Genomic DNA, 26,392 nt, shown 5'->3' with positions numbered 1-26,392 from the left:
TCTTGCGACGCTTTCCAGATTGGGAGCGCTCCCATATTTCACCTGGATTTTAACTGCGGCATACCAACGGCACCACCCCTCGTGCACGGGTCTTTCCCAGGAGTGGCAGCCCGCGTCTCCGGGAGGCCGTTGTCCGGCCCCGCTGCGACGATGAGGACATGAGGTACGGGGTGGACATCCGCACGTTCGGCTCGCTGGCCGAGCCCGCCCGGGTCGTGGAGCTGGCGCGGGCGGCCGAGGCCGCCGGCTGGGAGGCGGTGTTCCTGTGGGACCACCTCGCCTTCGCCTGGGGCGTGCCCTCGGCCGATCCGTGGGTGCTGCTCGGGGCGGTGGCGCAGGCGACGGCCCGGGTGCGGCTCGGCCCCGCCGTCACGCCGCTGCCGCGCCGCCGCCCGGCGGTCGTGGCCAGCGCGGTCGCCGCGCTCGACCGGCTCAGCGGCGGCCGGGTGACGCTGGGCGTGGGCGCGGGCGGCGTGCCGGCGGAGTTCGCGGCGTTCGGCGAGCCGCACCCGGCGCGGATGCGGGCGGAGATGCTCGACGAGGCGCTGGACCTGCTCGCCGCGCTGTGGCGCGGCGAGCAGGTCGCGCACGCCGGGCCGCACTACACCGCCGACGGCGTCACGCTGGCGCCGGTGCCGCTCCAGCGCCCGCGCGTGCCGGTCTGGGTCGGCGGCGGCAGCCGCGCCGCCCAGCGCCGGGCGGCGCGCTGGGACGGCTGGGTCATCAACGGCGACGACGCGCGCGGCCGGATGACGCGGGACCCGGACGCCCTGGCCGCCGGCATCGCCCGCATCCACGGCATACGCCGCAGCCGCGCCGGGGGCCGCCCCGGCCGTGACGCGCCGTTCGACGTCGCCCTGACGGGCGTCACGGCCGGCCCCGGGGACGGCACGTGCGCGCGGTACGCGGCGGCGGGCGTCACCTGGTGGCTGGAGCACCTCAGCGAGCAGCGGGCGCCGTTCGGGCGGCTGCTCGCCCGCGTCGAGGCCGGGCCGCCCGGCCGCCGCGGCTGAGCCGGGCCGGGGCCGGGCCGGCGTCAGCCGGCCTCAGCTGCCTCCAGCAGCACGTCGACGAGCCGGTCGGCGGCGTCGGGGCGGCCGTGCGCGCGGGCCCGCTCGGCCATGGCGGCGCGCCGCGCCGGGTCCGTCAGCAGCGGCTCCACCGCCTCGCACAGCTGAGCGGCCGTCACGTCGCCGATGAGCGCGACCGCGGCGCCGCTCTCCTCCAGGTGCCGGGCGTTGTGCGCCTGCTCGTTCCCGGCCGAGGTCGCCAGCGGCACGAACACCGCGGGCTTGCCCAGGGCGGTCAGCTCCGCCAGCGTCCCGGCGCCGCTGCGCGAGAGCACGACGTCGGCCAGCGCCAGCACGTCGGGCAGCTCCGGGCCGACGAAGCCGGTGAGGTGGTAGCGCTGCGCGAGCTGCGGCGGCAGCGAGGCCGCCTGGCCGCGCAGCTCCTCGACGTTGGCCGGGCCGCACTGGTGCACCACGTTGGCCCGCTCCAGCAGCCACGGCAGCGACTGGGCGACCAGGTCGTTGATCTGCCGGGCGCCCTGCGCGCCGCCGGTGACGTACAGCGTCGGCAGCCGCCGGTCGAAACCGGTCAGCCCCAGCGCGGCGACGGCCTTCTCCGCGCTGCCCGTCAGCACCTCGGGCCGCACCGGGTTGCCGGTGACCACGGCGGCCGAGCGCACGGCCTCGGGCAGCAGCGGCAGCGTCGACTCCGACGACACCGCGATGCGGGTCGCCGAGCCCGCCAGCCTGCGGTTGGCCAGCCCCAGCCGCACGGTCTGCTCGTGCAGCACCAGCGGCCGCTTGCACATCCGGGCGGCGAGCCCGGCCGGGACGGCGACGTACCCGCCGGTGGCGAGCACGACGTCGGGCCCGAACCCGCTGATGGCCTTCCTGGCCTGGGCCACCCCCAGCGGCACCCGCGCCATGTCCTTGATGTTGGCGGGGCCGAGCATCTTCAGCGGGTTGGACGACCGGCGGATCTTGCCCGTGGCCACGGTGGTGAACGCGATGCCCTCGGCCGGGGCGACCTTGGCCTCCAGGCCCTGGGCCGTCCCGATCCACAGGACGTCAAGCGTGCCGCCGGACGCGGCCAGCCGGGATTGCAGGGTACGGATCGCGGTGAGGGCGGGATACGTGTGCCCGCCCGTGCCACCGCCGGTGACGATCAGCCGGAAAGCGCGCGAGTTGTCGAAAGCCGTGTTCACGCCGCGCACCCTACTGGGACCCGCGGGGCCGTTGCTGACGGGGAGCCAGTAGCCGGCACCGGGCCGGTCCGCGCCGCCTCCCCGGCGTGGCGCCCCGGCCGCACCCGCGCCGCGGGAGCAACCTGGCATTGCCGCCATTCCCGGCGGACATCTGTGACGAACCACGCGACGGAAGGTGCCCATGGCCGCGACCCCCGCCCCCTACACCGGCTTCGACCGCATGCTCATCGCCGGTCAGTGGCGTGACGGAAACTCCGACTCTGCCCTCACGGACACCGACCCCTACACCGGAGAGACCCTCACCCAGATCGCCCAGGCCGACGAGTCGGACGTGGACCTGGCCTGCCGGGCGGCCCGGGACGCCCAGCGGGAGTGGGGCGCCGCCCCGGCCGCCGAGCGCGCCGCGGTGCTGCGCCGCGCGGCGGAGATCATGGCCGCACGCGCCGGCGAGATCGGCGACTGGCTGCTGCGCGAGGCCGGCTGCGTGCGGGCCCGCATCGAGATGGAGCTGACGATCTGCCGGGCCGTCACCTCGCTCGCCGCCTCCCACGCTTTCCTGCCGATGCGCACCGTGCCCTCCGACACCCCCGGCAAGGAGAACCGCGTCTACCGGCAGCCCGCCGGGGTGGTCGGCGTGATCAGCCCGTGGAACTTCCCGCTGTTCCTCTCCAACCGCTCGGTCGCGCCCGCGCTGGCCGTCGGCGACGCCGTGGTGCTCAAGCCCGCCGGCGACACCCCCGTCACCGGCGGGCTGCTGCTGGCGAAGATCTACGAGGAGGCAGGGCTGCCGCCCGGCGTGCTGAGCGTGCTCATCGGCCCCGGCAGCAGCGTCGGCGGCGCCCTGACGCGGCACGAGGTCCCCCGCATCATCTCCTTCACCGGCTCCACGGCCGTCGGCTCCGGCATCGCCGCCACGGCCGGCATCAAGAAGCTGTCACTGGAGCTGGGCGGCAACGGCCCCCTGGTGGTGCTGGACGACGCCGACCTGGACGCCGCCGTGGCCGCCGCCTCCTTCGGCAGCTACTTCCACCAGGGCCAGGTGTGCATGGCCACCAACCGCGTCATCGTCGACGCGGCCGTGCACGACGAGTTCCTCGACCGCCTGCTGGCGCGGGTACGCGGCCTGCGCGCCGGCGACCCGCGCGAGGAGAGCACCCAGATCGGGCCGGTCATCAACGCCAGGCAGCTGGCGTCGGTGCGGGAGAAGATCGGCCGGGCCGTAGACCAGGGCGCCCGGCTGCTGCACTCCGGCGAGCCGTCCGGGCCCACCGGGCAGGTGCTGCCGCCCCACCTGCTCGCCGGCGGCCAGCACCTGGCCACCGCCTCCGAGGAGGTCTTCGGCCCGGTCGCCACGGTGATCCGCGCCGAGAACGAGGAGCACGCGCTGCGCCTGGCCAACGACACCGAATACGGCCTGTCCAGCGCGGTGTTCACCCGCGACCTCGACCGCGGGCTGCGGTTCGCCCAGCGCGTCGAGGCCGGCATGACGCACATCAACGACACCACGGTCCACGACGACGTCAACGCCGCCTTCGGCGGCGAGAAGGACTCCGGCCTCGGCCGCTTCAACGGCCACTGGGTCATCGACGAGTTCACCACCGAACACTGGATCAGCATCCAGCACGAGCCCCGCCCGCTCCCGGTCTGACGGCCGGCCGCGCGCCGCCCGCGGCGGCTACCGGCCCGTGCCGCGCCCGTGGTCCGCCAGGGCACGGTCCAGGTGCCGGATGACGGCGGGCACGTCGTCGCTCTCCGTGCTGCGGATCAGCTCCAGAGCCGGCCGCACCAGCGGCCCGGGCCGCGCGATCAGCCGCGCCAGCACGGCGGCCCGCACGTCGAGCCGCTCCAGGGTCGCCTCGCGCTCCGCCTCGTCCTGGTGCGCCAGCAGAACGGCGTTGCGCCACGCCTCCTCCCGCGCCTGCCGGATGCTGAAGTCCAGGATCCGCTCGTCCGTCCGCGCCCCGGCCTGGTCCAGCAGCGACAGCAGCGGTGAGACGTCGCCCACCGCGTCCTGCACCGCCAGCGCCACCCGCCCCAGGATGTCGTTGATCAGCAGGAAGTCGCGCCGCAGCGCGTAGATACCGTCCCCGGGGCTGGTGCGGGCGGCGGCGATCGCCAGGTCGAGGTTGATGTGCGCGCTCACGCCGAGGACGACGTGCTGGATGATGACCGTGCCCGGATCGTCCAGCAGCCCGAACGCCTCGCGCCAGCAGCGTGGCCCGGACCGGTCCCGCCGCCACGCGTCGTACGCCTCGAAGTAGCGGTTGCCGAACAGCGTGTCGAACCGGTCCATGCGCGGCCCGTCGTCGAACAGCCCGCTGCGGATACCCTCGCGGACCTCGACCGTCACCTGCCGGTACAGCGCCGCGAAGTACCCGGCCCGGTCGGCCGCCGCGGCGGCGTCCCGCACGATGCCCGCCAGCCCGGCCACGACGTCGTCGATGTTCTCCGCCGCCATGCGATCCCCCAACGCCGCTGCCTGCCTTGCGCGTTACGGTATCCGCCGGGCCCGGGACCCCTCCCGTTTGCCGGGGCGGCAACATTCCTCGCCGCCCCGGGCGCCCCCGGCCCACACTGGCCGCTCCTACCCGGCCCACCACGAAGGAGCGGCGATGACCACGACCGACGCGGCGGCGTTCTGGGACGGCCTGTACGCGGACCGCCCCGCCACCGCCGAGCCCCGCCCCAACGTCCGCCTCACCGAGATCGCCTCCAGCCTGCCGCCCGGCGACGCCCTCGACCTCGGCTGCGGCAGCGGCGGCGACGCGCTGTGGCTGGCCCGCCAGGGCTGGCGGGTCACCGCCGTCGACATCTCCGCCGTGGCGGTCAAACGCCTCGCCGCGCGCGCCCGCGAGCTGGGCCTCGGCGACCGGATCACCGCCGCCCGGCACGACCTGCACCATTCCTTCCCCGACGGGCAGTTCAACCTGGTCTCCGCGCACTACCTGCACACCCCGTACCCCCTGGACCGGCCGGCCGCCCTGCGCACGGCCGCGCACCGGCTGCGCCCCGGCGGCCGACTGCTGGTCGTCGACCACGGCTCGACCGCACCGTGGTCGTGGGACCAGGACCCCGCAGCCCGGTTCCCCACCCCGCACGAAGTCGCGGCGGGCCTCGGCCTGGACGGGACCGGCTGGACCATCGAACGCGCCGACGCGCCCCGCCGCATCGCGGAGGGCCCCGGCGGACGCACCGCCGAGGTCACCGACCACGTACTGCTCATCCGCCGCGCCGCCTGACGCCTGCCCCGCCGGGCCTCAGCCCCCGTCCCGGCGGGGCCGCGTGGCCCGCCACGCCGCGAACGACCCGGCGGCGGCGTACGCCAGCAGCAGCGCGCCGTTGCGCGCGTCGCGCCGCCGCTCCAGGGACTGCACCCGCTGCTGCTGCTCGTAGGTCCGGGTGCCCACCGCACCGGCGCCGTCCAGCACCACGCAGTGCCTGTCCCCCGGCCGCATCGGGCCGGGGTGCTCCTCGCCGTCCTCCCCCAGGTTCTCCCCCGGGCACACGACCTCGTCCGAGGCCGTCACCGCGTCCGTGACGCTCACCACGCCCCACAGCCCCGGCACGAGGAAGAACGCCACGAGAACGGCCCGGTACCTCACACGACCCCCAGACGTCGACCGGCCACACCGTACAACCCGCCAACTCCCGCCTTCCGCATGGCCGTTCAGCCGCTTCTGCCGGTGACGTGCACGCTCGCCGGACACCTGCGCGGCGACGGACGCTGGTCTCACGGCCGGAAAACCGGCTGCGCTGCCGTCGGCGGCGGACGGCATACTCGGCTCATGTCCCAGCCCGCCCACCGGTTCCAGGACACGCCCCGCGGCGTGTGGGAATTCCTCGACGTCGTCCTCGTGCGCTGCCCCCGCTGCGCGCAGGCCGCCCGCATCATCCGGCCGCCGGGGGACGAGAAGCACCAGACGCTGACCATGTTCCGCCCCCGGCGGCTCGTCTGCCGCGGCTGCGGCCTGTCCCGGATTTGGAAGGGCCACAGCATCACGCTGTCCCGGAGCACCACCGAGCCCGCGACGGACCCGTACCTCGGCCTGCCGCTGTGGCTCCAGACCGAGACGCGGCACGGCTGGCTGTGGGCGTACAACCCCGAACACCTCGACCTGATCCGCCGCTACGTCCAGGCGCCGCTGCGGGAACGCGCGAACCGGTACGACGACGGCAGCCGCAAGTCCCTGATCGCCCGGCTCCCCGCATGGATCAAACGGGCGCACCACCGCGACGAGATCCTGCGCGCGGTGGACCGGATCCGCGCCTCCCTGACGACGGGCTGACCGGCCGCGCCCGGTGTGACCCGCCGCACCCCCTGTCACAGCGGCCGGTGCTCCGGTGACGTAGGGGCGCAGGCCCGGCACCGGAGGAGGCACCATGACAGGGAACACGCACGTGGTCGTGATCGGCGGCGGCTACGCGGGCGTGATGGCCGCGAACCGGCTGACGGGGCGCGGCGACGTGACCGTGACGCTGGTCAACCCGCGCCCCGAGTTCGTGCACCGCGTCCGGCTGCACCAGCCCGTCGGCGGCTCCGACGAGGCGGTCCTCGCCTACCGCGACGTCCTCGCCGCGCGCGTGCGGCTGGTGACTGACAGCGTGACCCGCATCGACACGGCCGGGCGCGGGGTGACGCTCGCGTCCGGGGACACGCGCGGCTACGACGACCTCATCTACGCCGTCGGCAGCCACAGCGCCAAACCCGACGTGCCGGGCGCGGCCGAGTGCGCCTACCCGCTGGCCACCCTGGAGGAGGCACGGCGGCTGCGCGCCGCCCTCGACGCCACCCCGGCCGCCGCACCCGTGACGGTGGTCGGCGCCGGTGCCACCGGCATTGAGACCGCCGCCGAACTGGCCGAGCAGGGACGCACGGTGACACTCGTCTGCGGCGGCGTCCTCGGGCCGAACCTGCACGCGCGCGCCCGCCGCTCGGTCGCCAGGCGGCTGGCCGCGCTCGGCGTGACGGTCACCGACGGGCCGGGCTCGACGGTCACGGCCGTCGACCGCGACGCCGTGCGGCTCGCCGACGGCCGTGAACTGCCCAGCGACGTCACCGTCCGGACCGCGGGCTTCGGCGTGCCGGGACTGGCCGCGCGCAGCAGGCTGAGCACGGACGCCGCGGGGCGGCTGCTCACCGATGAGACGCTGACGAGCGTGGACGACCCGCGCGTGCTGGCGGCCGGGGACGCGGCGGCGCCGTCGGGGCAGGCGCTGCGGATGTGCTGCCTGAACGCCACGCCGCTGGGCGCGCGGGCGGCCGACACCGTGCTCAGCCGGATCGACGGCGAAGAGCCGGGCACGGTGCACCAGATGTTCTACGCCCAGTGCCTCAGCCTCGGCCGGGCAGACGCCGTCCTGCAGTTCGCCAACCGGTCCGACGTCGCGGTGCGCGCCCACGTCGGCGGGCGCCTCATCGCCCGGCTCAAGGAGACCATCTGCCGGAGCATCCCCGGCTCCCTGTCGGCGGAGGCCCGCAAGCCGGGCTCCTTCCGCCTGCACCAGCTGCCGCGTGGCGCCGCCAAGCGCCAGAAGCTCCTGCACGCCAGCGGCCCGTCGGCTCCGGCCACCTCCGACGCGGCGGTCAACGAGGCCACGCAGCGGGCGTGACGGGCGTCGGCTGGCCCGGCGGATGCTGCCTACTGGCCCAGGCGGTGGCCGGGCACAAACCACCGCCTGGGCCGCTCGTAGGGGCGATGAGGACCCGTGGCGGATCTGGCAGCTGGCTCCGGGCTGTCGTGTTGTTAACCCTCTAGGGGGCCGATGAGGACGCGGGATGACGACGGCAACGGCGAGGTGAGCCCGTAGTTGTTACCCCCTCGTAAGGGCGATGAGGACTCGGCGCCCAGTCCCTCGCCGTCCACCTCGGATACGGGTTGTTACCCCTCGTAGGGGCGATGAGGACACAAGCGGTCGCTGACCCACATCGGAACCGTCGCCTCGTTGTTACCCCTCGTAGGGGCGATGAGGACCCCATGGTAAAGCTGCTGGTGGCGGGTGGAGAGCGTGGGCGTCTGCGGGCGGATTTTGCAGTGAACCTCCGGTAGTGTCGCTGGGCCCGGCGTGTCGCTGAAATGGCGTCGGTGGCGACGCCCATCCGGCTGCTGGGATACGCAGCACCTCGACAGCGGGATCGATGCGCAGATGTTCGGCAAGCGCTGTGACTCGCAGCACATGCGCAGGACAAGCGCTCCCACAGGTTCGGGAAAGATCGCTGGTCACCAGCCGTCCGTTACTGAGGTGCCGTACCGCGTGTCGGCGTCCTGGAAAACCAGTGACTAGACGGTACTGGCATCCTCAACGCACCTTTGATTGCGTGACGTTGAACGACGCGGCGCCCGAAGCTGTAACGGAAACCATCGATCCGCGGCTCCTCCGCGAGGTCAGCCTCACCATCAACAAAGCCCACCTGTTCATCTACTTCGTGCCTGAGGTCTCCGAAGAGGCCGCCCGGCTTGGCGTGACCGAGAGCGGACCGGCGTACTTCGCCCTCCGCGGGGCCGCGCTCGGCGCGGTGCCGTGGCAGGTCGTACTCGCCGCCTTCTACGGCTTCAGCCCGCGGTCGGTGCGGGTCATGGACGGCGTGTGGAACATCGCCACGCCGGAGCAGTGGCAGGCAGCCCGATTCACAGCCGCCGGCCGCGCGATGCGGCGCGTCGGCGTCAGCCTCACCGACGACCAGATCGCGGAAGCACGCGCGCTGCTCGACCCGGTTGTCGCGCGCGCCGACTACGCGTGGAAGTCGATGGCAGCCGCCAACGCCTCGGTCCCGCTTCCCGACGACCCGCTCGTCGCGCTGTGGCAGCAGATCACGGTGCTGCGCGAGTGGCGCGGCGACGCGCACTTCACGGTCCTTGCCGCCAACGGCATCGGGCCGTGCGACTGCAATGTGCTGGAGGTAGCGGTTGGGCGCATGCCAGAGAGGCTGGCACGTGACACCCGCCGGTGGAACGACGAGGAGGTAGCTGCGGCAACCGCCCGCCTTGTCGCACGCGGCTGGCTCCACGCCGACGGCACTGTGACCGCCGAGGGCGTCGAGGCACGCAAGCGGATCGAAGCGGAGACCGACCGGCACTGCGCCGCGCTGTGGACGTCCGTGGACGAGGCTGACATCCGCCGCCTCATCACGCTGCTTTCGCCGATCATCGAGGCGTTCATCGCCGCCGATACGTTCCCCTTCCGTGTGACGCCGCCGGAGATCCCGTCCGGCGAGCAGTCTGCTGAGCCAGCTGGCAAGACCGCCCTGTAGCGGCTGTCCAGTCCCAACCCGCTTGGCCCGTAAACCGGTTCGTGACCAGGACCAGCACGCTGTTATCGTTCCGGCGAGGCCGTGCCAAGGACCAAGGAGGTGGCACCTGTGAACTTTTCGTCATGGGTGCTCCCTCCTTGGAGCGGTCGGGCAATAAGCAGGTCGTCCAGGAGCGCCTTCCTGCACGCTTGCGAAAGGCCCGACCATCCACGTCACTGCGGAACAGCTCCTCGACGGCGGCTTCCGCGAACGTAAGTGCGTCCTCGGTAAGATCCCCGGCTATCTGTGGACTCCGGCTTCGGGCGTCCGCGTCTGCACCGGCACCGCTGATCCTGCTCGGCCACCCGGCTCTCGGGCTACGCGCACGATGTACCCCGGCTGGTTGCCCGCGCCGGGCACGCCCAGCAGAGGGCTTCGCCACAGCCACCATCGAACTTCCCGCCAGCGGCGACCGGCCCCGCTGGCCCGCCCTCGACGAGGCACAGGCTGACATGCGCCGAGCGGTGCAGGCCGGGGAACCGGTGAGCGAAGAGATCATCGACGCTTTCATCCTGCGCGCTGGTCGAGCGGACGGTCCCCGACTGGCGGTCCGCCCTGGCGATCTTTCCCTAAGTCATCGCAGTCGGCACGCTGCGAGGTAGCCTCATCAGCCCATGCCCCTTCTTTTCAGCGACACGCCGGACCCAACCGCGCTACCGGAGGTTCGCTGCGCAATCCGCCCGCAGACGCCCTCCCTCTCCACCCGCCACCAGCGGCTTTGCCATGGGGTCCTCATCGCCCCTACGGGGGTGGCACCATCTCTGGTGGTCCTGCACTCGTGGTTGTGCAGGAAGTACGATTCCGCACGGCAGCACAGACTCGGTGTTAGCGGCTTATCGCGACTCGGCCACATTTTTTGTCGAGCCGTCGCTGCGCAGCACACAGCGTAGCCAGACCTCTTTCCGCCAGGGCGCAGCCGCCGGCCGGGCGCCAAGGTGCTCCCGCCCCGCCATCTCTCGCAGAAGCCACAGGCCACGTCCTTGCTCTGCGTCCCAGTCCGGGCATGCGACCTTCGGCAGTTCGGCCGAGCGGTCGAACACCGAAAGAAGCACCGAGGCAGCGGTGCACGAGATTGCAAGCCGGCAGCGACGGTCGGCCACGTGCCTGGCGACGTTGGTCAACAGCTCGGACACTCCGAGGCAAGCCAACTCCACGCCTTCCGTGGCGATTTGCTGTCTCTGGAGACTTCTGGCGACGACACAGCGCCAGCGTGCGATGTCTTCCGCTCTGGCGGTGAGAACCCAGTGACGCGCGTACCTATTCACCAATGACGTCCGCGTGACGAGCATCTGTTCTCCCACCGAAGCTGAGCGAGCAAGACGCTGGCTGCCGGTTCGAGCCCCTCGATCGCTCCAACACAACGGCAAAACCAGCCCTATTCAGGATGACAGCAGAAGCCCATCCGTGGGACCGTAGCGACAGGAATTCCCTGACAAAATCCTGCGGGAAGTTCTTTTCTGGCGAGATTGCCGTCTCACGCTAGCGGTAGCCACCGCAGCGGTCCAGAACGTTTCGTGCCGCAGCAGAACGCTCGCCGCCAGAGTGGCAAGAGAGAGGGGACGTCGTGATCACAGACATCGAGTCGGCGACACCTGCCCTGTGTCGGCTGCAACTCGGCAGCGAGCTGCGCCGCTTGCGCCTGCACGCCGGGCTGGCAGGAAGCCAGGTAGCGAGAAGGCTGCTGTGGAGTCCGTCAAAGCTGACACGCCTGGAGACCGGCGAGAACTCCGTCGTGGAACAGACCGACGTCATGGCTCTCTGCGAGATGTACGGTGCCGACTCCGAGACCCAGGCCCAGCTCATGGGATACGCGGCGGTCACCAAGACCCGCAAGGACTGGTGGCAGTCCCCCGAGTACCGCCCGGTGATCCGCCCCGTCTTCAAGGCGTTCCTGGGGCTGGAGGCGACGGCCAGCACGCTGCACAACTACGAGGCGGAGTTCGTCCCTGGCCTGCTCCAGACGGAAGCCTACGTGCGGGTCATCCATGAGCGGGCTCATCACGGGTTGAGCGCGGAAGAGGTGAACCGCCTCGTCGAGGTGCGCATGATGCGGCAGGAGGTCCTGCGGCGGCAGGACAACCCCCTGAAGTACACGGCCATCATCAACCAGGCCGTGTTGCACCGTCCGGTAGGCGGGGCAGACCTCATGCGGCGCCAGCTCACCCACATCGTCGAGACCGCAGAGGAGCTTCCCACCATAAGAGTCCAGGTCGTGCCCTACCGGGTCGGCGCACACGCCGGGATGAACGGGGCGTTCCATGTCTTGCGCTTCCCGGACGGCGCCGCCATCAAGTCGATCGTCTACCTGGAGCATCTCGCCGATGCCTGGGTAAGCCGCAGAGAGGGGGACGTAGAGCGCTACGAGGAGGCGTTCACCGAACTGCAAGCAGTCGCCCCGGGGCCCCGTGAGTCACTAACCATGATCAAGAAGGCCATCAAGGAGCACCAGTGAACAAGACACAGCCCAGCGTCCTCGCCAACGCCGAGTGGTTCACCTCCAGCTACAGCAATGACCAGGGAGGCGCATGCGTCCAGGGAGCCCGCCTGGACGGCGCCTCCATGGCGGTCCGGGACTCCAAGATGGCCACGGGCCCGGCCTTCGTGTTCTCCGCCCCCGCCTGGTCCGGCTTCCTCACCGCCCTGACGCGCGGTGAGCTGAGTCGCTAACGGCAGCGCCCTCCTGGCCTGCATGTCCTCGGTCAGGAGGGCGAGTGCTCACCCGTTCCGTTTTCTGGGTCGGGGTTTCCGCCCCTTCCGGCTCTTGTCCTTCTGCTCCTTCTTCTCGTCCTTCTCAGGGAGAATTCTCAGCGGCGCGTCGCTCGTTCCCAGACGGGGGAGAGGAAGACGCTCGGCCCTGGCGTTCTCGGTGAACCAGGCGTAGCTGTTGCCCTCCGGGTTCGGCGGCACCGGCGTCCCCTCCGGGAGGTCGGCCGGGCGCGTGCGCGGATAGTGGACGGGCAGTTCGCTGTCGCCCTTCGCGGCGGCCAGAAACGCTTTCTTCACCGCGCGGAGAGGCGGAGTCCGCTCAAGCAACGCTTCGTAGGCCGCCCTCGCCTCATCAAGCAGGCGCGACTCTTCCGCGCTGGCCAGCGGGGCTGTCAGGGAGCGGTAGTAATCGCGCCACTGGTCTCCGGAGGCGAGTTCGGTCCGTTCCAGGTCGATGTCCAGCCGGACGCTGCCGAAGCCGAGAGGCTTTCCCAGTCCAAGTCGGTGGAAGTGCCCCTGAGGCAGCCGAAGCAGCCAGACGAGAGCGCCGAGTTCGATCTGGTCGAGATTGCGGACGTCGATGGTGAACCGGAAGACGGTGCCCGGCTTGATCCATCCCTTGATGGACCGGTTCTGGCTGTCGCGCTGCTCCTGCCCCGGTGTCTCGGCCGTGGCAGGGGTACGGGGGCGACGGAACTCCCGGAACCGGCCCTCAACCGGAGTCTGGGTGGGGTCGGCGGCACCTTGCGGCTCGTCCCAGTAGTCCTCCGGCAGACCCGCGTGGTGAACGTACGCCTTGCGTCCGCGCAGGGAAACACCCTCCTGGTACAGCGGGCCGACCTCGTCCTTGTGTCGTTTCCGCCGCACTTCGGCGTAGAAGCCGACCTGTTCCGGGCGCGGCTGTCCCAGGATGGCCAGCGGCAGACCATCGCCGTCGAACGTGCGCACGGCCTGCTCGGCGTCCTGGTCACACACGACCGGCCCGATGCGCAGCCGCCCCCGGTAAGCGGCGGGCCTGCGGCCTGAGCCCTCCGGGGCCACCCACCCGAAGACCCGGTCGGCGGGCGACAGCTTGTCGAACGAGTCGGCCGGGTGAAGCGACGGGTGCAGCAGCTCCGCGGGCGCCGCAGGGTGCAGGTCGCGGGAGATCATGACGGGGTACAGGGCGGCGATCTTCCGCTGGCCGTTGACCTTCTTGAACCGTGCCCAGCACAACAGCGGTGACTGGTACGGGTAGGACACATCCGGTGAGTCCGTCAGGTGCTCGTAGAGGTGCGGGCTCCAGGCCGGCTGCCCCGGCTCGTGCCCCAGCCATTCCCAGGGCTCGGCGATGGCGCCGCCGTCTTTCACGCGCCGTCGGATCTCGTCGTCGCTGTGCGCACCACGGTAGTTGCGAATCAGCGCCTCCCACCCGGATACGAGGGCGTCCCACTCCTCCTGGTCGAGAGGAATCTCTTCCGGATCGGCGTCCGGTGGACGATAGAACAGCCGCTCGTCTTTTTTTCCCGGGATGTTCCGCCCCGTGATGTAGGCGAAGCCCGTGACGGGTTTCTGCCCTTCCTGCGCTTCCTTGGCAAGGCGGTCCTTGTCTTGCCACAGGGAAAGACGCTCAACTCGGTCGCCCTTAATAAGTGCTGCCACCCCTTGCCGGTGCTTGGGCATGGTGCCCTTGAAAAGGATGGAGTCCTTTTCTGGCGACTCTGGGTACCGGGCCAGCTTGGCCTGCTTCAGCACGCGGACCCGCCTGTCCCCGGTGACGACGACCGGTTCGACCTTTAGCCCGTCGGAGGTGGGGCGCCGGTAGCCGAGGGGTTCGTCGTGGCCGCGGAAGACGCCCATGCGGGAGTTGGTGATCGCCTCGTAGGCCGCACGCAGCATGCCCTTGATGCTGGTCGGCGGCAGATGCGGTCGGCCGTTCCGCGTCAGCACGGGGTAGACGCGGTGCTCGGGGTCGCCTTGCTCCGGACGCGTCGCGCGGGTGGTGTCGAGCACGACCACCGGGGTCACAACGGTCATGGTGACGCCGATCTGACCGGCCCACCTTGGCTGCCCGTCATCGGTGGCGAGCCGGTCGTGGCCCGGGGGACGCCCGTCGCGCAGCGGTTCGGGGAGGTCCGTGCGTGGCAAGGCCGGGATGAATCCGTAGGGGTTGAGGAACTCGTCCGTCACTGGCCGTCTCCGTCCCGCAGCTCCGACAGGGGGTAGTAGGGCTCGATGCGCAGCAGCCGTTCCTCCGCGACGTAGGCGTTGCCGTGCTCCGGCTCGACGGCGATGTACTGGCGGGCGGCGAGCCGGGCACGCGCGGTCGTCTGGACCGGGACGCGCAAGGTGACGCTGGCGCCGGTCAGCGTCGTCCACTTCCCTGCTCCCTCGGTCGCCTGCCCCCACAGCAGCTGGTGGGTGGTCAGCGTGCCGACCGCCTCTAGTGCGAGCCCGTCGGTCTCAGGGAACTCCGGGGGCAGCAGGGCGGGTTCTTCGGTGAGAAGCACCGCTCGCCCCGGCCCGCCGGGCTCCTCGCGCCAGCGGAGTTCGGCGTCGGCGGTGAAGACACGCGCCTCGTAGACCTCGGACAGTTGGGCCGGGCCCTGGGGGGTGCGGCAGCCGCCGTCGGCGCCGACGAGCGCGATGTCGTAGCGGGAGGGCGCGGTGAGCAGTGCCGTGGCTTCGGCGAGCTTGCTGGCCCGCACGCAGGTGGCGAGCGCCTCGGCGAGCGGCAGCCCGGGGTGGGCCGCCGCGTGCAGGGTCGTCATCGGCGGGCTCTCCACTCACGTAGTGCTGCCAGGCGTCCGCGAGGTCCGGCGTGGCGAGGGCGTCGGACAGCGAGGTCGGGTGCGGCCAGGGGCCGCCTTCGAGCGTGACGTCCTCGACCTCGATGTCGCCGAATCCCCGGTTGGCGTAGGCCCCGAGCTGGACCCGCCCGGCGGCGACGTCGCGCAGCACGAGCAGAAGCAGGGCCAGCGCCCTGTTCCGGTCGTCGCCGAGGCGGGTCAGGTCCACGGTGAGGCGCAGCGGTTCCCAGGTGACGCCGTGGGGTTCGAGCACCCGGAACAGCAGTCCGTCGGCCGCGCCGCCGGTCCAGCGGTCGATGGCGACATGGTCGGCGGGTTCGAGCCCGAGTTCGGCGAGCCGGTCGCGCACCTCGGAGGGGAGGTCGGTGGGGCGGTCGTCCTTGCTGGCCGGAGCCGTGCGGTTGTCGAGTCCGGCGGCGGCGCGCCACAGGTTGGCGGGATGGTGACGTCGGACAGGCACTCCTCGGCCCGCAGCGCGCCCGCCTTGGCCGGCTTCCGCTGCTTCGCACTCTGCTTTCTGGCCGCCCCGAACAGGCTCGTCGTCACGTCGAGTTGGTCGAGATGGTCGCGGAACACGGCGCTGTGTTCGTGGGCCGGGCTCCCGGGCGACGCGGGAACCGCCGTCTTACCGCGCACCGTGCGTTCGATGAACTCGGCCCGGGCACGCAGGACGCCTTTGATCGCGCTTCCCGGCAGCACGAGCCGCACGTGCTCGCCGCCGGCCCGGGTCACCAGCGGCATGGTGAGCAGGGCCCGGCCTTCCTCCCTGGCGGCGGACATCACCGGGCTGAGGGGCCGCCAGGCGACACGGACCCGCACCAGTTCGCGGCGGAGCGGCAGGTCCGCCGCGGCGCCCTTCAGCGTGTCGAGCCGGACGGCACGTGCCGGGTCGTCGCGCAGCGCGGCGAGCAGTCCTTCGGGAGTGTCGAAGCGGTCGGCCGTGAGGGCCAGCGGGCTGTCCAGCAGCCGGACCCGTCCCAGCCCGCGCCCGGTGGCGGCGCCCAGCCGGATCTCGCCGTCCATGAGCGCCGCCAGCAGCTGTCCCACGACGGCCCGGTCGCGGTCCTCCTCCTGCTCGTCGCTCTCGACGTCGAGTTCGAGCCGGATGTGGTACCCGGCGGGCACGACCGAGCGGGAGTAGAGGATCTCCGGGGCGGCGGTGCCGGTCACGCGGTCGATGCCCACGGAGGTGCGCAGCTCCAGGGCGTGGTGCGGCAGGGGATCGGCGGGCTGGCCGTGGGAGTCCAGGCCCAGGCCGCGGGTAATCAGGCCGTCATGGACGACTACCCGGCTGGCCTGGCCCTTCTCGCTGCCGGGCTCGGTGTAGCCCCACAGCGACGGCTCGCAGCGGTCGGGCGGCGCGCCGTTCATCCAGGACCGCAGCACGCCGGCCAGGGACGTGCCCGGCACGTACAGCCTGCCCAGGCCGTCCACGGCCAGCGGCAGCGTGTCCGTCCGGCCCATGCCCAGGCCGCCGACGTGCAGCGGGCTTTCGGTGCGCAGCCAGCCTCTGACGCGGAGGCGTGAGGTCATCGGGCGGCCGGTGCGTGCGGTCATCCGCGCTTCTCCTTCCCGTTGGCCAGCCCGTCGCCGTCCCCCGACTCGCGGGCGTGCTCCCGCAGGCAGGTCTCCAGCAGCACGCGGATCGCCTCGGTGGCGAGTTCGGCGCGGAGCGTCTCCCGGCCGTCACGCGTCGCCGTCAGCTCCGCCTCGGGCAGCTTCAGGTGGTCCCAGACGGTGTGCCGCTCGGTCAGCAGCCGCCGCAGGCGTGCAATGGCCTCCTCGGGCCATGCCAGGCTGTCGAGCCATGTCGTCACGGCCTCGTCGTCCAGCGCGGGGAACAGCCGCCGGACGGCGTTGAGCTGCGTCAGCGTCGGCTGCGTCGGCACGATCCGCTCCCGGCGCCGGCGGTCAGCGGCGAGTTCCTCGGCGGCGCGGCGCATGGCCTCGCGCCAGGCCGCCCGCTCGATGACGCGGGCCTCCTCGTAGCCGGTCTCGCCGGGGGCGAGCGGCGCCGTCTCCCCGGCCGCCTGTTCCGCCGCCGGGGCCTGGCCGGGCGGCTCCTGGCGGGGTACGGCGGAGGTGGCCAGGCGGCGGCGCAGCCGCGGGTCGTTGAGGAGCACCTGACCGAAGCCCTCGGCCGTGCGCTCGCCGATGCCTCCGCACTCCACTTCGGCCAGCGCCCGGGGCGGCACGGAGCCCTGGGTGACGCGGAACAGCAGGCAGCTGCCGCCCGCCACGCCCAGCAGGGTGGGCCGGGGCAGCTGCCATGTGCGGTGCCAGCTGTCGACCCGGCTCAGGGCGAGCGAGGTCCGCCCGTCGCGGAGCGGCGCAAGCCGCACGCCTCGCGCGCCGGCCGCGGCCAGGGCACGCTCCAGCGCGCGCCCCCACCCGCCATGTCCCCGCGAGCTTCCCGGCCCAGCCGGACGTGAGCACACCCGCGCGGACCCGGACCTCGGCGCGGAACTCCTGCCCGGGGGCGAGCGCCTCGTAGATGTAGACGCCGCCGATGTCCTGCGTGGGGCGCTGCACGTCGTCACGGATGGTGTTGTGCATCCGCACCACCGTCTCCGGCAGCACCACGCGCGGGGGCGCGTCACCGTCGCCGTCCCCCTTGGCGCCGGCGTCGAGGAAGCCGCGGCCGGCGGGCTTCCCGGAGCCGTCCGGCTCGTCGGCGAGCGCGTTGGCCAGGAGCACGGACGGGTCGCCCTTCTTCGCCAGGTAGACGCGCGGCACCGGCGGGCCCGGGGCCGCCGCCGTCACCACCAGGTCGCCCCGGCGGGCCAGCGCCGCGGCCCGGCCGCCGAGGCAGCGCAGGACGGCGGGGAACAGGGCGCCGCCGGGGAGGTGGTCCCGGCCGCTGACCAGGTTGCCCTGGGTCTGGGCGGGCACCAGGACGGGCGTGCGGGTGCGCAGCAGCAGCGTGGCCCGCTCCCAGCCCGGACCGGACGCCGGGACGGGGTCGGCCGCCACGTCGCCGTAGCGGTGCGGCGGCGGCGCGGGCGGCGACGCCGAGGCCAGGATGTCCAGGTCTGCGGGAAACAGGGCGCCGTCCAGCTCCAGCCGGCACCGGCCCGCACCGCGCCGGCGGTTGGCGCCGATGCGTTCCACGAGACGGGCGCCTGCCCACAGCAGCGCGGCCGCGGCCCGCCGCTGCTCCGCGCCGAGCGGCGGCGATGTCCCCAGCTCGGCGGAGCCGGTCAGGCACACCCCGGCGCGGGCCATCTCCTCCACGCGCAGCTCCTCGTCGGCGGCCGTGCCCGTGGCGGGGTCGATGGCGACGCCGACCTTCAGGAACGCCGCGGCCTGCCGCAGCTGGGGGCGGCCGCGCAGCGCCTCGCCCATGCGGCCGGGCATCCGCAGGGCCCCGCCGACGGCCAGGCGGGCCGGGCGGCTGGTGCCCCGGCCGGGGCCCGTCGTGTGGTGCTGGGTGCCGAACAGGTCGTCCACCCAGTCGTGCCACACCCCGGCCGGGCCCGAGTCCAGGGCGTGAGCGGCGACTTCGCAGGCATCGCGCCACACCCCGGCCAGGGTCTTGGCCGGCACGTACGGCAGGCCGTCCTGGTCGCGCTGGACACGCCGGTCGAGGTGGCCATGGACGCCGCCGCCGGTCCCGATGTGCCAGTCGCTCAGCATGCGCAGCCGCAGCCCGATCACGTCTGTCACGCCTCGTTCCCCTCCCCCGCCGGCAGCTCCCCCGCCAGCAGTGCCGCGGCGTTCCACGCGTCCACCAGTCCGCTCACCGGCCCGTCCCCGGGGTCCCAGAAGCCGGCGAGGTGGCCGAGGTCGTCGGCGAGCCGGGGCAGTGCTGCGAAACGCCGCCGCAGCAGGCTCAGCCGTGCGGCAGCGGCCTCCCGGCCCAGGAACTGTCCCTGCCGCAGGTCATGGACGGCGCCGACCGGCAGCATCTGCTCGCCGGTGGCCTCGTCCCGCCGCCGGAGCGTGGTGACGCGCCGCCTCAGGTCTTCCCAGTGGCGTCCTTGCGCCCAGTCGCCGCCTGGCGCGTCGGGCGGCACGGGCGGCCCCACCACGTAGGGCTGGGCGACGAGCCGGGTGCCGTCGGGGGCGGTGGCGGCGGCGCGCAGCCGGTCCAGGTCGGCTGCCTCGCTGTCGTACAGCACGTGGAACGCCAGGGCGCTGCCGTCGGGGCCGAGCCGGTCCTTGACCTGTTTGGCTTCCTTGGTGACGAGTTCCTCCGCCAGGCCGTAAGCGAAGTGGAACGGATAGTTCCGCTTCACGACCGCCACCCCGGCGGCGGCGCCCAGCGCGGTGCGGCCGCTCCCCGCCAGGAGCGGGCCCAGCCGCCGCTGCGTGTGAGCGGTGAAGCGCTCCAGGTAGACCCGGGTGAGCGGCAGGGCGATGGCGCTGTCGCAGATGAGGGTCACGTCGTCGCCGCCGAGGACGAGCGGCAGCACCGCGGGGAGCCCTTCGAACACCGGCGTCCCGGCTCGTGCGGCGACCTCCCCAGCGTGGGCGACGGCCTCGCGGAACGCCGCGTGGGCGCAGGCGTCGACGCCCTGCGACAGCTCCCGCAGCCTGTCGGCATAGGTGCGGGCGTCCGCGTCCCCGACCAGCTTCCTGAAGTCCCGGAACACGGCGCCCAAAGCGTTGCCGTCGGCGTGGACGACGGCGACCCACTCCGCCGACAGCCCCAGGAAGTCCACGATGCGCTCGACCGTTTCGCTGCGTACCTCGGCGTCGCCGGTCGCCAGGACGTCGGTGAGCCGGGTGAGCGCCCCGGGATAGGCCTTCCGCTTCGCCATGGTCGTCGCGGAGCGCGGCCGGAGGCGGGACTGGAAGGTGGAGCGGTGCAGCACGGCCGCGGGCATGCCGCTCGTGGCGCACTGCTCGGCGAGCGGCAGGCGGGCGAAGCGGCTGTCGGGCGCGGGCAGCACCGACCGGACGGCCGTCTCCTCCTCGCCGGCCCGGCTCATCGCCTCGGCCAGGTCCCCGGCGCCGCTCCACCGCAGCGGCACGACCACGCCGCATACCTGGAGGCCGGGAGCCTCCGCGAGCGCGCGGCGCGTGACTTCCGTGACCAGAGCGCGCCCCCGGTCCGCGTCGCGCACGACGACGGTGGCGCCGCCCGCACCGGCGACGAGCAGTTCGGCGTCGCGGTCCTCGATCCGCCAGTCGCGGGAGAAGCCGGGGAACACCTCCGCCAGCGCATCGTGCACCCACTGCCTGTCCACGCGGGCGATGACGTCGGAGGCGCCGACGACCTCCTTGCGTTTGATCGAGGAGAAGATGAACCGCTGCTTGCCGGCGGTACTGAGCTGGACCAGATGCGCCCGCATGTCACGGTGTCCCTTCGCCGGGGCGGTCGTACAGGTAGGGGTGGGGAACGGCGGTGACGGTGTGCCCCATCAGCCAGCCGAGGGCGACCCCGATGGACACGGGCGCGGCGATGAACAGCCGCTTGCGCAGCGCGGCGAACTCCGGGTTGGCGCTCAGCCACTGCGTCCAGGCCGAGTACACGTGCCGGACGATCAGCTCGAAGTCCTCTTCCGTCTCGGGGAGGTTGGCCTGGCCGCCGTCGATGACGAGAGCCGCGCGGCAGACCGCGGACGTGCCGGTGGCATCGACGCAGCCGCGCTGAGCCGCGTCGAGTGCCTCGTCGACCATCGTCGGGTTATGCGCCAGGTGCACGATCAGCGCGACCGCCTCGCCCGGCGTCTGCTCGTTGTCCAGCGACACGCCGCGGACCCGGGCCATGCCGCGGGCGCGCTCGATTTCCCGCTGGTCCAGCGGGCCCTTCAGGCGTCCGGTGATGCGCAGGGCCGGATGGAAGTGGGAGTCGCCCTCTTCGGCGCGCTGTTGCAGCACCGGAGCGACCGACTGCGAACGGGCCACGACGTACTTGAGCTTGGCCCCCAGGTCGTAGGCGTCCGGCAGCGCCGCGTTGACGTACAGGGAGACCGGCGCGGTCGCGTCACTCTCGGTGGCCTCGACCAGCCGCGTCGTCACCAGCTCCCAGGCGATGTCGAGGGACCATCCCCGCGCGTGCGGGGAGCACCCCTCATCCTCGCGTCAGGCGAACGGGCGGCAGGACCATCCCCGCGCGTGCGGGGAGCACCCATCCGGCGCGTCCGTGCTGGATTCTGGCCGGGGACCATCCCCGCGCGTGCGGGGAGCACAGGGTCTGTCCCCGGCGGTACTCGCCGCGCAGCGGACCATCCCCGCGCGTGCGGGGAGCACTTGACTGATGTCGGCTCGGCTGGTCAACCGCAGGGACCATCCCCGCGCGTGCGGGGAGCACGTGTAGGCGACGCCCGTGATCAGCGGATCGCCGGGACCATCCCCGCGCGTGCGGGGAGCACCCCTGTCCCGCTTGCTGGACGCTCATACGGGCGGGACCATCCCCGCGCGTGCGGGGAGCACCCGGGCCTGTGCCAGCTCCTGGAGCCGCTCGCGGGACCATCCCCGCGCGTGCGGGGAGCACAACACCACCGCATCGGTGCGGCCGATCCTCACAGGACCATCCCCGCGCGTGCGGGGAGCACGGCGAGGAGCCACGCCGCCCGCACCGGTGGCGAGGACCATCCCCGCGCGTGCGGGGAGCACAGGTCGCCGTGGCGAGCGCGCGCAGTGTGAGAGGGACCATCCCCGCGCGTGCGGGGAGCACCCGATGGCGTACCGGCCGCGGCCCTCCCGGTCCGGACCATCCCCGCGCGTGCGGGGAGCACGGCCTGGGCAAGTACACGGCTACGGCCTGGTCGGGACCATCCCCGCGCGTGCGGGGAGCACCCCGGCCAGCAGCAACAGCCACTCGGAGAGCGCGGACCATCCCCGCGCGTGCGGGGAGCACGAGCACCAGGAGCTCATCGACGCCAAGCTGGCGGGACCATCCCCGCGCGTGCGGGGAGCACTCGGAGAGGACTTTGCCTGTGGTGGGCCAGCCCGGACCATCCCCGCGCGTGCGGGGAGCACGTCATCATTGCCCTGTGCATGGCGTTCATTGCGGGACCATCCCCGCGCGTGCGGGGAGCACACTTATTGGCCTGCGGTTTTCTCACGGGAGCCGCCGTTTTGCTTTAGTTGAGTGGCGGCAGCAAGACTAGCCCGCCGGTAGGTCTGGAGTCCTAGCCGGGACGTGGGGCAGCCGCCGGGACGGAGTCGATGCGGACGGTGCAGCCAGGTTGGCCGTCGGCTCCGACGGATGCCTCCCGTCCCTGCCCGGGGCCGCGCGGCAGCCTCCCTGCCAATTGGCCGCCTCTATGCGACGTGGGCGGGGAAGACGGACGAGCCGGCCTGTACGCCGGGTTCTGTACCCCTGGGCCTTGCGGCCGTCGGGGTGGCGGCCATCCATCTAGGACCGGTGTCGCCACCGGCCTCTAGCGGTCTACCCGCGGACTCGGACGGGCCGCCCTCAATCGTCCGCGCAGGGCCGCCGCTTGCGCAGCAGCCCCTCTTGACCTTGCTCCGGGTGGGGTTTACCGAGCCGCCCAGGTCACCCTGGGCGCTGGTGGTCTCTTACACCACCGTTTCACCCTTACCGGCTCGCGGCCGGCGGTCTGTTTTCTGTGGCACTGTCCCGTGGGTCACCCCAGGTAGGTGTTACCTACCACCCTGCCCTGCGGAGCCCGGACGTTCCTCGGCAGGACCGGGAGGGTCCTGACGCGGCCGCCCGGCCGACTCGTCCGCCGGACCAGCCATGATACCCGCCGGCCAGGGCGTCCCGGCCGGGCGGGACGGCCCGCTGCCCGGCGGAGGTTACGCTGCGGCCATGCTTGTGCTGCTGCCGCCGTCGGAAGGCAAGTCGGACGCGTCGCCGGACGGGAAGGGCCGCCACGCGCCCGTCGACCTGGGCGCGCTGTCGCTGCCCGGCCTGAACGCCGCCCGTCAGACGGTGCTCGACGTCCTGGTGACGCTGTGCGGCGAGAACGGTCCCGGCCCGGACAAGGCGCGGGAGGTGCTGGGCCTGGGCCCGCGGCAGGCGGGGGAGGTGGCCAAGAACGCCGCGCTGCGCACCGCGCCCGCGCGTCCCGCCGGCGAGGTGTACACCGGCGTGCTGTACGAGGCGCTGGGCCTGGCCACCCTGGATGAGGCGGCGCGGCGGCGGGCGCGCGACTGGCTGCTGGTGTTCTCCGGGCTGTGGGGCGCGCTGCGGATCACCGACCGCATCCCGTCCTACCGCTGCGCGGCCGGGGTGCGCCTGCCGGGCATCGGCCAGGTGGGCCGGTTCTGGCGCGAGCCGATGGCGGGCGTGCTGCCCGAGGCGGCGGGCTCCGGCCTGGTGCTGGACCTGCGGTCCTCGCCGTACGCGGCGATGTGGCGTCCCGCCGGTGAGGTCGCGCGCCGCACGGTGACGGTGCGGGTGGTGACCGAGGCCGGCAAGGTCGTCAGCCACGCCAACAAGTCCGTCAAGGGCCGCCTGGTCCGCGCGCTGCTGGAGTCGGGCGCCGCCCCGCGCACACCCCAGGCGCTCGCCGAGGCACTGGCGGACCTGGGGTTCACGGTGCGCCGGGACGAGGGCACGGCGGCACCGGGCGTGCTGGACGTGATCAGCGGCGGCTAGTCCCTCACGACGCGGGCGGCGGCGTGGCGTTGAAGCGGCGGACCGAGGCGTTGCCGTCCTGGTAGTAGGCGATCTCGCTCAGTGAGGCGGGCGCCAGTTCCATCCGGAACACGGCCTCCGGCGGCGCGCCGAGGGCGAGCCGCAGCAGCGTCTTGATGGGCGTGACGTGGCTGACGATGAGGACGGTGCGCCCGGCGTAGCGGGCGAGGGCCTTGTCGCGGGCCAGCGCGGTGCGCCGCGCCACGGCGGTGAAGCTTTCACCGCCGCCGGTCGGGCGGGCGTCGGCAGAGGCGAGCCAGGCGTCGAGGTCGCTGGGGTAGCGCTCCTTGACCTCGGCGAACGTCAGGCCCTCCCAGGCGCCGAAGTCCGTCTCGCGCCAGCCGTCGTCCACCCGCACGGGCGGGGAGCCGAGGGCGGCGGCGACCTCATCGGCGGTCTGGCGGCAGCGGGCGAGGGGCGAGGTGACGATGGCCTCGACGCCGGCACCGGCCAGGGCCTGGGCGGCGGCGCGGGCCTGGCGGCGGCCGGTCTCGGTGAGCGGGGGGTCGTCGCCGCCGCTGCCGGAGAACCGCTTGTGCGGCGTGAGGGCGGTCTCGCCGTGCCGCAGCAGCAGGAACGTGGTAGCGGTGCGGGCGGGGTCGCCCCAGCCGGCGGCGGGACGGGAGGCCTGTCCGGCGAACGCCGCCGCCTCCGGGTCGCCGCTGGCGGGTGCCGGGGCCGGGCGCCGGGGGGTGCCGTTGGGCCCGGCGTCCATGGCCTCGTTGGCGAGGCGGTCGGCGTGGCTGTTGCGCTCGCGCGGGACCCACTCGAAGCGGACGGCGCCCGGCGGGAAGATGGCCTTGGCCTGAAGCGCCAGCGGACGCATGGCAGGGTGCTTGATCTTCCAGCGGCCCGACATCTGCTCCACGACGAGCCGGGAGTCCATGCGGACGAGCACGGTGGCGTCGGGGTCGATGTCGTGGGCGGCGCGCAGGCCGGCGATCAGGCCGCGGTACTCGGCGACGTTATTGGTCACCGTGCCGAGGTACTCGGCGGCCTCGGCCAGCACCTCGCCGGTGACGGCGTCCCGCACCACGGCCCCGTACCCGGCGGGCCCGGGGTTGCCGCGCGAGCCGCCGTCCGCCTCGACGAGGAGCCGGCGTCCCGCGGGGCTCACAGACCGGACTCCGGGGTGCGCACGAGGATGCGGCGGCAGCTCTCGCAGCGCACGACGGCGTCCTCGGGGGCGGCGCGGACCTCGTTCAGCTCGGTGATGTTCAGCTCGAGGCGGCAGCCCTCGCAGCGGCGCTGGTAGAGGCGGGCGGCGCCGATGCCGCCGTGCTGCTCGCGCAGCTTGTCGTAGAGCTTGAGCAGGTCGCCGGGGACGGCGCTGGCCCGGCTCTCGCGTTCGGTGCGGACGCGGCGGACCTCGGCGTCGATGTCGGCGAGGGCGGCGTCGCGGCGGGTGGCGGTCTCGGCGGCCTTGGCCTCCAGCTCTTCCAGGCGCGTGGTGAGCTGGGAGACCCGCTCGCGGGCGGCCTCGTGACGCTCCATGATCTCCAGGACGATGGTCTCCAGGTCGTCCTGGCGCTTGGCGAGCGAGGCGATCTCGCTCTGGAGGCTTTCGAGGTCCTTGGGGTTGGTGACCATGCCGGAGTCCAGGCGCTGCTGGTCGCGGGCGGCGCGCTGGCGGACCTGGTCGACGTCGGCCTCGGCCTTCGTCTGCTCGCGGGCCGTGTCGCTCTCCTCGGTCCGCGCGGCCACCAGCAGGTCTCGCTGCTGTGCGATCTCGGTCTCGAGCGAACGGATCTCGGCGTGCTCGGGCAGGTTCTCCCGGCGGTGGGCGAGCTGGGTGAGCCTGACGTCCAGGTCCTGGACTTCCAGCAGCCGGATCTGATCGGCGGGCGCGGCTTTCAGTTGGGGGCTCCTTGGGATGCGTGGTGGGCGGTCCAGGGGTCGGTGACGCGGCGCGAGACGTGCGTGCGCAGGTCCCAGCCGTTGCGCATGGCGAGGGCCTCGACCTGGGTGGCGGCCTGCTCGCACCACGGCCATTCGGTGGCCCAGTGGGCGGCGTCGACCAGGGCCGGGTCGGCGGGCCGCTGGGTGGCCTCGGAGGCCGGGTGGTGGCGCAGGTCGGCGGTCAGGTAGGCGTCGACGCCGGCGGCGCGCACCTGGTCGAAGAGGCTGTCGCCCGCGCCGCCGCAGACGGCGACCGTGCGGACGGGCCGGGCGGGGTCGCCGGCGACGCGGATGCCCTGGGCGGTGGCGGGCAGCCGGGCGGCAGCGAGGGCGCCGAACTCCTCGAGGCTGAGGGGCTGGTCGAGCGCGCAGACACGGCCGAGGCCACGCCGGCCGGCGGGGTCGGAGGGGTCGGGCACCAGCGGGGCGGTCACGCGCAGGCCGAGCGCCGCGGCGAGGGCGTCGGAGACGCCGGGGTCGGCGCGGTCGGCGTTGGTGTGTGCCACGTGCAGCGCGATGTCGTGCTTGATGAGGCTGTGGACGACGCCGCCCTTGGGGGTGCCGGCGGAAACCGTTGTCGTACCCCGCAGATACAGTGGGTGATGGGTGATCAGCAGATCGGCGCCGAGCGCGATGGCTTCCTCGGCGGTCTCGCGTACGGGATCGACGGCGAACAGCACCGTGCTGACCTCGGCGTCCGGGTCGCCGCAGACCGTGCCCACGGCGTCCCAGCCTTCGGCGTGCTCGGGAGGCCATAGGGTGTCGAGCGCGATGATCACTTCGGAGAGTACGGGCACGGGCCCAGGCTACCCGCCCCCGCGCCGGGGCGAACCGCGCCGGTGGCACCGGCGGCGGGGCCCGCGCAGCGCGCGTGCCGGACCCCGGTCACACGGGGCGACAGGCCGCCGTTTCCCGCGGCGTTCACCCTTAAGCGTGAA

Annotated in this window: 23 protein-coding genes, 1 other RNA gene, 1 pseudogene and 1 CRISPR repeat array; of the genes and pseudogenes, 10 read left to right on the top strand and 15 right to left on the bottom strand. The window is 73.2% G+C overall.

Annotated features, from left to right (window positions below):
- The first annotated feature begins 158 nt into the window (after nt 1-158).
- Complete coding sequence (locus JK356_RS07755) at nt 159-1,013, top strand: LLM class flavin-dependent oxidoreductase (RefSeq protein ID WP_201866839.1); 855 nt, start codon at nt 159-161, stop codon at nt 1,011-1,013.
- Between the two features lie 23 nt (nt 1,014-1,036).
- Here the strand turns inward: JK356_RS07755 and JK356_RS07750 are convergent, their stop codons facing one another.
- Nucleotides 1,037-2,215, bottom strand: a complete 1,179-nt coding sequence (locus JK356_RS07750; protein WP_307815462.1) for a UDP-N-acetylglucosamine--N-acetylmuramyl-(pentapeptide) pyrophosphoryl-undecaprenol N-acetylglucosamine transferase — start codon at nt 2,213-2,215, stop codon at nt 1,037-1,039.
- A 181-nt stretch (nt 2,216-2,396) separates the two neighbouring features.
- Here JK356_RS07750 and JK356_RS07745 point away from each other — a divergent pair, with 181 nt between their 5' ends.
- Entirely contained in the window at nt 2,397-3,863 is a 1,467-nt protein-coding gene (locus tag JK356_RS07745; protein ID WP_201866837.1) for an aldehyde dehydrogenase family protein, read from the top strand.
- Nucleotides 3,864-3,890: 27 nt separating this feature from the next.
- On the opposite strand, the gene JK356_RS07740 is transcribed toward JK356_RS07745, so the two are convergent.
- On the bottom strand, nt 3,891-4,673 hold the full coding sequence (locus JK356_RS07740; protein WP_201866836.1) for a DUF5995 family protein: 783 nt from the start codon (nt 4,671-4,673) through the stop codon (nt 3,891-3,893).
- 154 nt (nt 4,674-4,827) lie between these two features.
- On the opposite strand from JK356_RS07740, the gene JK356_RS07735 reads away from it, so the two are divergent.
- A complete protein-coding gene (locus JK356_RS07735; protein WP_201866835.1) occupies nt 4,828-5,454 on the top strand; it encodes a cyclopropane-fatty-acyl-phospholipid synthase family protein in 627 nt (208 codons plus the stop codon).
- Nucleotides 5,455-5,472: 18 nt separating this feature from the next.
- On the opposite strand, the gene JK356_RS07730 is transcribed toward JK356_RS07735, so the two are convergent.
- Entirely contained in the window at nt 5,473-5,817 is a 345-nt protein-coding gene (locus JK356_RS07730) for a hypothetical protein (RefSeq protein ID WP_201866834.1), read from the bottom strand.
- A 183-nt stretch (nt 5,818-6,000) separates the two neighbouring features.
- Here JK356_RS07730 and JK356_RS07725 point away from each other — a divergent pair, with 183 nt between their 5' ends.
- From JK356_RS07725 to JK356_RS21755, 4 genes and pseudogenes are all read left to right on the top strand, one after another.
- Entirely contained in the window at nt 6,001-6,501 is a 501-nt protein-coding gene (locus tag JK356_RS07725) for a zinc ribbon domain-containing protein (protein WP_201866833.1), read from the top strand.
- 94 nt (nt 6,502-6,595) lie between these two features.
- Nucleotides 6,596-7,825: an NAD(P)/FAD-dependent oxidoreductase gene (locus tag JK356_RS07720; protein ID WP_201866832.1), complete on the top strand. Its 1,230-nt coding sequence runs from the start codon at nt 6,596-6,598 to the stop codon at nt 7,823-7,825.
- Between the two features lie 706 nt (nt 7,826-8,531).
- Nucleotides 8,532-9,464 carry a hypothetical protein gene (locus tag JK356_RS07715; RefSeq protein ID WP_307815461.1) on the top strand — a complete coding sequence of 311 codons (933 nt, stop codon included), beginning with the start codon at nt 8,532-8,534 and terminating at the stop codon, nt 9,462-9,464.
- A gap of 205 nt (nt 9,465-9,669) precedes the next feature.
- Nucleotides 9,670-10,061, top strand: a pseudogene (locus JK356_RS21755) (alpha/beta hydrolase); the annotation flags it as partial.
- Between the two features lie 275 nt (nt 10,062-10,336).
- Here JK356_RS21755 and JK356_RS22525 read toward each other — a convergent pair.
- On the bottom strand, nt 10,337-10,792 hold the full coding sequence (locus JK356_RS22525; RefSeq protein ID WP_374100623.1) for an ATP-binding protein: 456 nt from the start codon (nt 10,790-10,792) through the stop codon (nt 10,337-10,339).
- Between the two features lie 275 nt (nt 10,793-11,067).
- Here JK356_RS22525 and JK356_RS07710 point away from each other — a divergent pair, with 275 nt between their 5' ends.
- Nucleotides 11,068-11,955, top strand: coding sequence for a helix-turn-helix transcriptional regulator (locus JK356_RS07710; RefSeq protein WP_201866831.1), 888 nt, complete (start codon nt 11,068-11,070; stop codon nt 11,953-11,955).
- The gene (locus JK356_RS07705; RefSeq protein WP_201866830.1) at nt 11,952-12,170 is read left to right on the top strand and encodes a DUF397 domain-containing protein; all 219 of its coding nucleotides are present in this window, start codon (nt 11,952-11,954) and stop codon (nt 12,168-12,170) included. The genes JK356_RS07710 and JK356_RS07705 overlap by 4 nt, the downstream gene beginning before the upstream one ends.
- Before the next feature lie 48 nt (nt 12,171-12,218).
- Here the strand turns inward: JK356_RS07705 and JK356_RS07700 are convergent, their stop codons facing one another.
- From JK356_RS07700 to rnpB, 8 genes are all read right to left on the bottom strand, one after another.
- Nucleotides 12,219-14,378, bottom strand: a complete 2,160-nt coding sequence (locus tag JK356_RS07700) for a TIGR03986 family CRISPR-associated RAMP protein (RefSeq protein WP_201866829.1) — start codon at nt 14,376-14,378, stop codon at nt 12,219-12,221.
- Complete coding sequence (gene csx19, locus JK356_RS07695) at nt 14,375-14,959, bottom strand: CRISPR-associated protein Csx19 (protein WP_201866828.1); 585 nt, start codon at nt 14,957-14,959, stop codon at nt 14,375-14,377. Before csx19 ends, JK356_RS07700 begins: the two co-directional genes overlap by 4 nt.
- Before the next feature lie 237 nt (nt 14,960-15,196).
- Nucleotides 15,197-16,555: an RAMP superfamily CRISPR-associated protein gene (locus tag JK356_RS07690; RefSeq protein ID WP_201866827.1), complete on the bottom strand. Its 1,359-nt coding sequence runs from the start codon at nt 16,553-16,555 to the stop codon at nt 15,197-15,199.
- Complete coding sequence (locus JK356_RS07685) at nt 16,552-16,941, bottom strand: hypothetical protein (protein WP_236670952.1); 390 nt, start codon at nt 16,939-16,941, stop codon at nt 16,552-16,554. The genes JK356_RS07690 and JK356_RS07685 overlap by 4 nt, the downstream gene beginning before the upstream one ends.
- Nucleotides 16,910-18,664 (bottom strand): RAMP superfamily CRISPR-associated protein, encoded by a 1,755-nt coding sequence (locus tag JK356_RS07680; protein WP_201866825.1) that lies wholly within the window; start codon nt 18,662-18,664, stop codon nt 16,910-16,912. Before JK356_RS07680 ends, JK356_RS07685 begins: the two co-directional genes overlap by 32 nt.
- Nucleotides 18,661-20,295 carry a hypothetical protein gene (locus JK356_RS07675; protein WP_201866824.1) on the bottom strand — a complete coding sequence of 545 codons (1,635 nt, stop codon included), beginning with the start codon at nt 20,293-20,295 and terminating at the stop codon, nt 18,661-18,663. Before JK356_RS07675 ends, JK356_RS07680 begins: the two co-directional genes overlap by 4 nt.
- Nucleotide 20,296: 1 nt before the next feature.
- Nucleotides 20,297-20,965, bottom strand: a complete 669-nt coding sequence (locus tag JK356_RS07670) for a hypothetical protein (RefSeq protein WP_201866823.1) — start codon at nt 20,963-20,965, stop codon at nt 20,297-20,299.
- Nucleotides 20,966-20,986: 21 nt separating this feature from the next.
- Nucleotides 20,987-21,989: direct repeats of the CRISPR family, unit length 28 nt; unit sequence GGACCATCCCCGCGCGTGCGGGGAGCAC.
- Between the two features lie 247 nt (nt 21,990-22,236).
- Nucleotides 22,237-22,637, bottom strand: an RNA gene (gene rnpB / locus JK356_RS07665) — RNase P RNA component class A.
- A gap of 87 nt (nt 22,638-22,724) precedes the next feature.
- On the opposite strand from rnpB, the gene yaaA reads away from it, so the two are divergent.
- Nucleotides 22,725-23,516 carry a peroxide stress protein YaaA gene (gene yaaA, locus JK356_RS07660; protein ID WP_201866822.1) on the top strand — a complete coding sequence of 264 codons (792 nt, stop codon included), beginning with the start codon at nt 22,725-22,727 and terminating at the stop codon, nt 23,514-23,516.
- A gap of 4 nt (nt 23,517-23,520) precedes the next feature.
- On the opposite strand, the gene JK356_RS07655 is transcribed toward yaaA, so the two are convergent.
- From JK356_RS07655 to JK356_RS07645, 3 genes are read right to left on the bottom strand one after another with little or no spacing between them, the layout of a single operon-like run.
- On the bottom strand, nt 23,521-24,672 hold the full coding sequence (locus tag JK356_RS07655) for a bifunctional RNase H/acid phosphatase (protein ID WP_201866821.1): 1,152 nt from the start codon (nt 24,670-24,672) through the stop codon (nt 23,521-23,523).
- Nucleotides 24,669-25,412 carry a zinc ribbon domain-containing protein gene (locus tag JK356_RS07650; protein WP_201867115.1) on the bottom strand — a complete coding sequence of 248 codons (744 nt, stop codon included), beginning with the start codon at nt 25,410-25,412 and terminating at the stop codon, nt 24,669-24,671. Before JK356_RS07650 ends, JK356_RS07655 begins: the two co-directional genes overlap by 4 nt.
- Complete coding sequence (locus tag JK356_RS07645) at nt 25,409-26,251, bottom strand: Nif3-like dinuclear metal center hexameric protein (RefSeq protein WP_201866820.1); 843 nt, start codon at nt 26,249-26,251, stop codon at nt 25,409-25,411. The genes JK356_RS07650 and JK356_RS07645 overlap by 4 nt, the downstream gene beginning before the upstream one ends.
- Between the last annotated feature and the right edge of the window lie 141 nt (nt 26,252-26,392).

It is taken from the genome of Streptomyces sp. 7-21, assembly GCF_016741785.1.
Taxonomy (GTDB): domain Bacteria; phylum Actinomycetota; class Actinomycetes; order Streptomycetales; family Streptomycetaceae; genus Streptomyces.
Note: the sequence above shows the minus strand (reverse complement) of the source record. Positions and strands in the feature narration are given on the sequence as shown.

Bases quoted from the DNA above. Each gene is read 5' to 3' on its own strand.
- yaaA (WP_201866822.1), top strand. From the start codon at position 22,725: ATGCTTGTGCTGCTGCCGCCGTCGGAAGGCAAGTCGGACGCGTCGCCG.
- csx19 (WP_201866828.1), bottom strand. From the start codon at position 14,959: ATGACGACCCTGCACGCGGCGGCCCACCCCGGGCTGCCGCTCGCCGAG.
- JK356_RS07740 (WP_201866836.1), bottom strand. From the start codon at position 4,673: ATGGCGGCGGAGAACATCGACGACGTCGTGGCCGGGCTGGCGGGCATC.
- JK356_RS07675 (WP_201866824.1), bottom strand. From the start codon at position 20,295: ATGCGGGCGCATCTGGTCCAGCTCAGTACCGCCGGCAAGCAGCGGTTC.
- JK356_RS07725 (WP_201866833.1), top strand. From the start codon at position 6,001: ATGTCCCAGCCCGCCCACCGGTTCCAGGACACGCCCCGCGGCGTGTGG.
- JK356_RS07720 (WP_201866832.1), top strand. From the start codon at position 6,596: ATGACAGGGAACACGCACGTGGTCGTGATCGGCGGCGGCTACGCGGGC.
- JK356_RS07690 (WP_201866827.1), bottom strand. From the start codon at position 16,555: ATGACCGCACGCACCGGCCGCCCGATGACCTCACGCCTCCGCGTCAGA.
- JK356_RS22525 (WP_374100623.1), bottom strand. From the start codon at position 10,792: ATGCTCGTCACGCGGACGTCATTGGTGAATAGGTACGCGCGTCACTGG.
- JK356_RS07755 (WP_201866839.1), top strand. From the start codon at position 159: ATGAGGTACGGGGTGGACATCCGCACGTTCGGCTCGCTGGCCGAGCCC.
- JK356_RS07735 (WP_201866835.1), top strand. From the start codon at position 4,828: ATGACCACGACCGACGCGGCGGCGTTCTGGGACGGCCTGTACGCGGAC.
- JK356_RS07685 (WP_236670952.1), bottom strand. From the start codon at position 16,941: ATGCGCCGCGCCGCCGAGGAACTCGCCGCTGACCGCCGGCGCCGGGAG.
- JK356_RS07745 (WP_201866837.1), top strand. From the start codon at position 2,397: ATGGCCGCGACCCCCGCCCCCTACACCGGCTTCGACCGCATGCTCATC.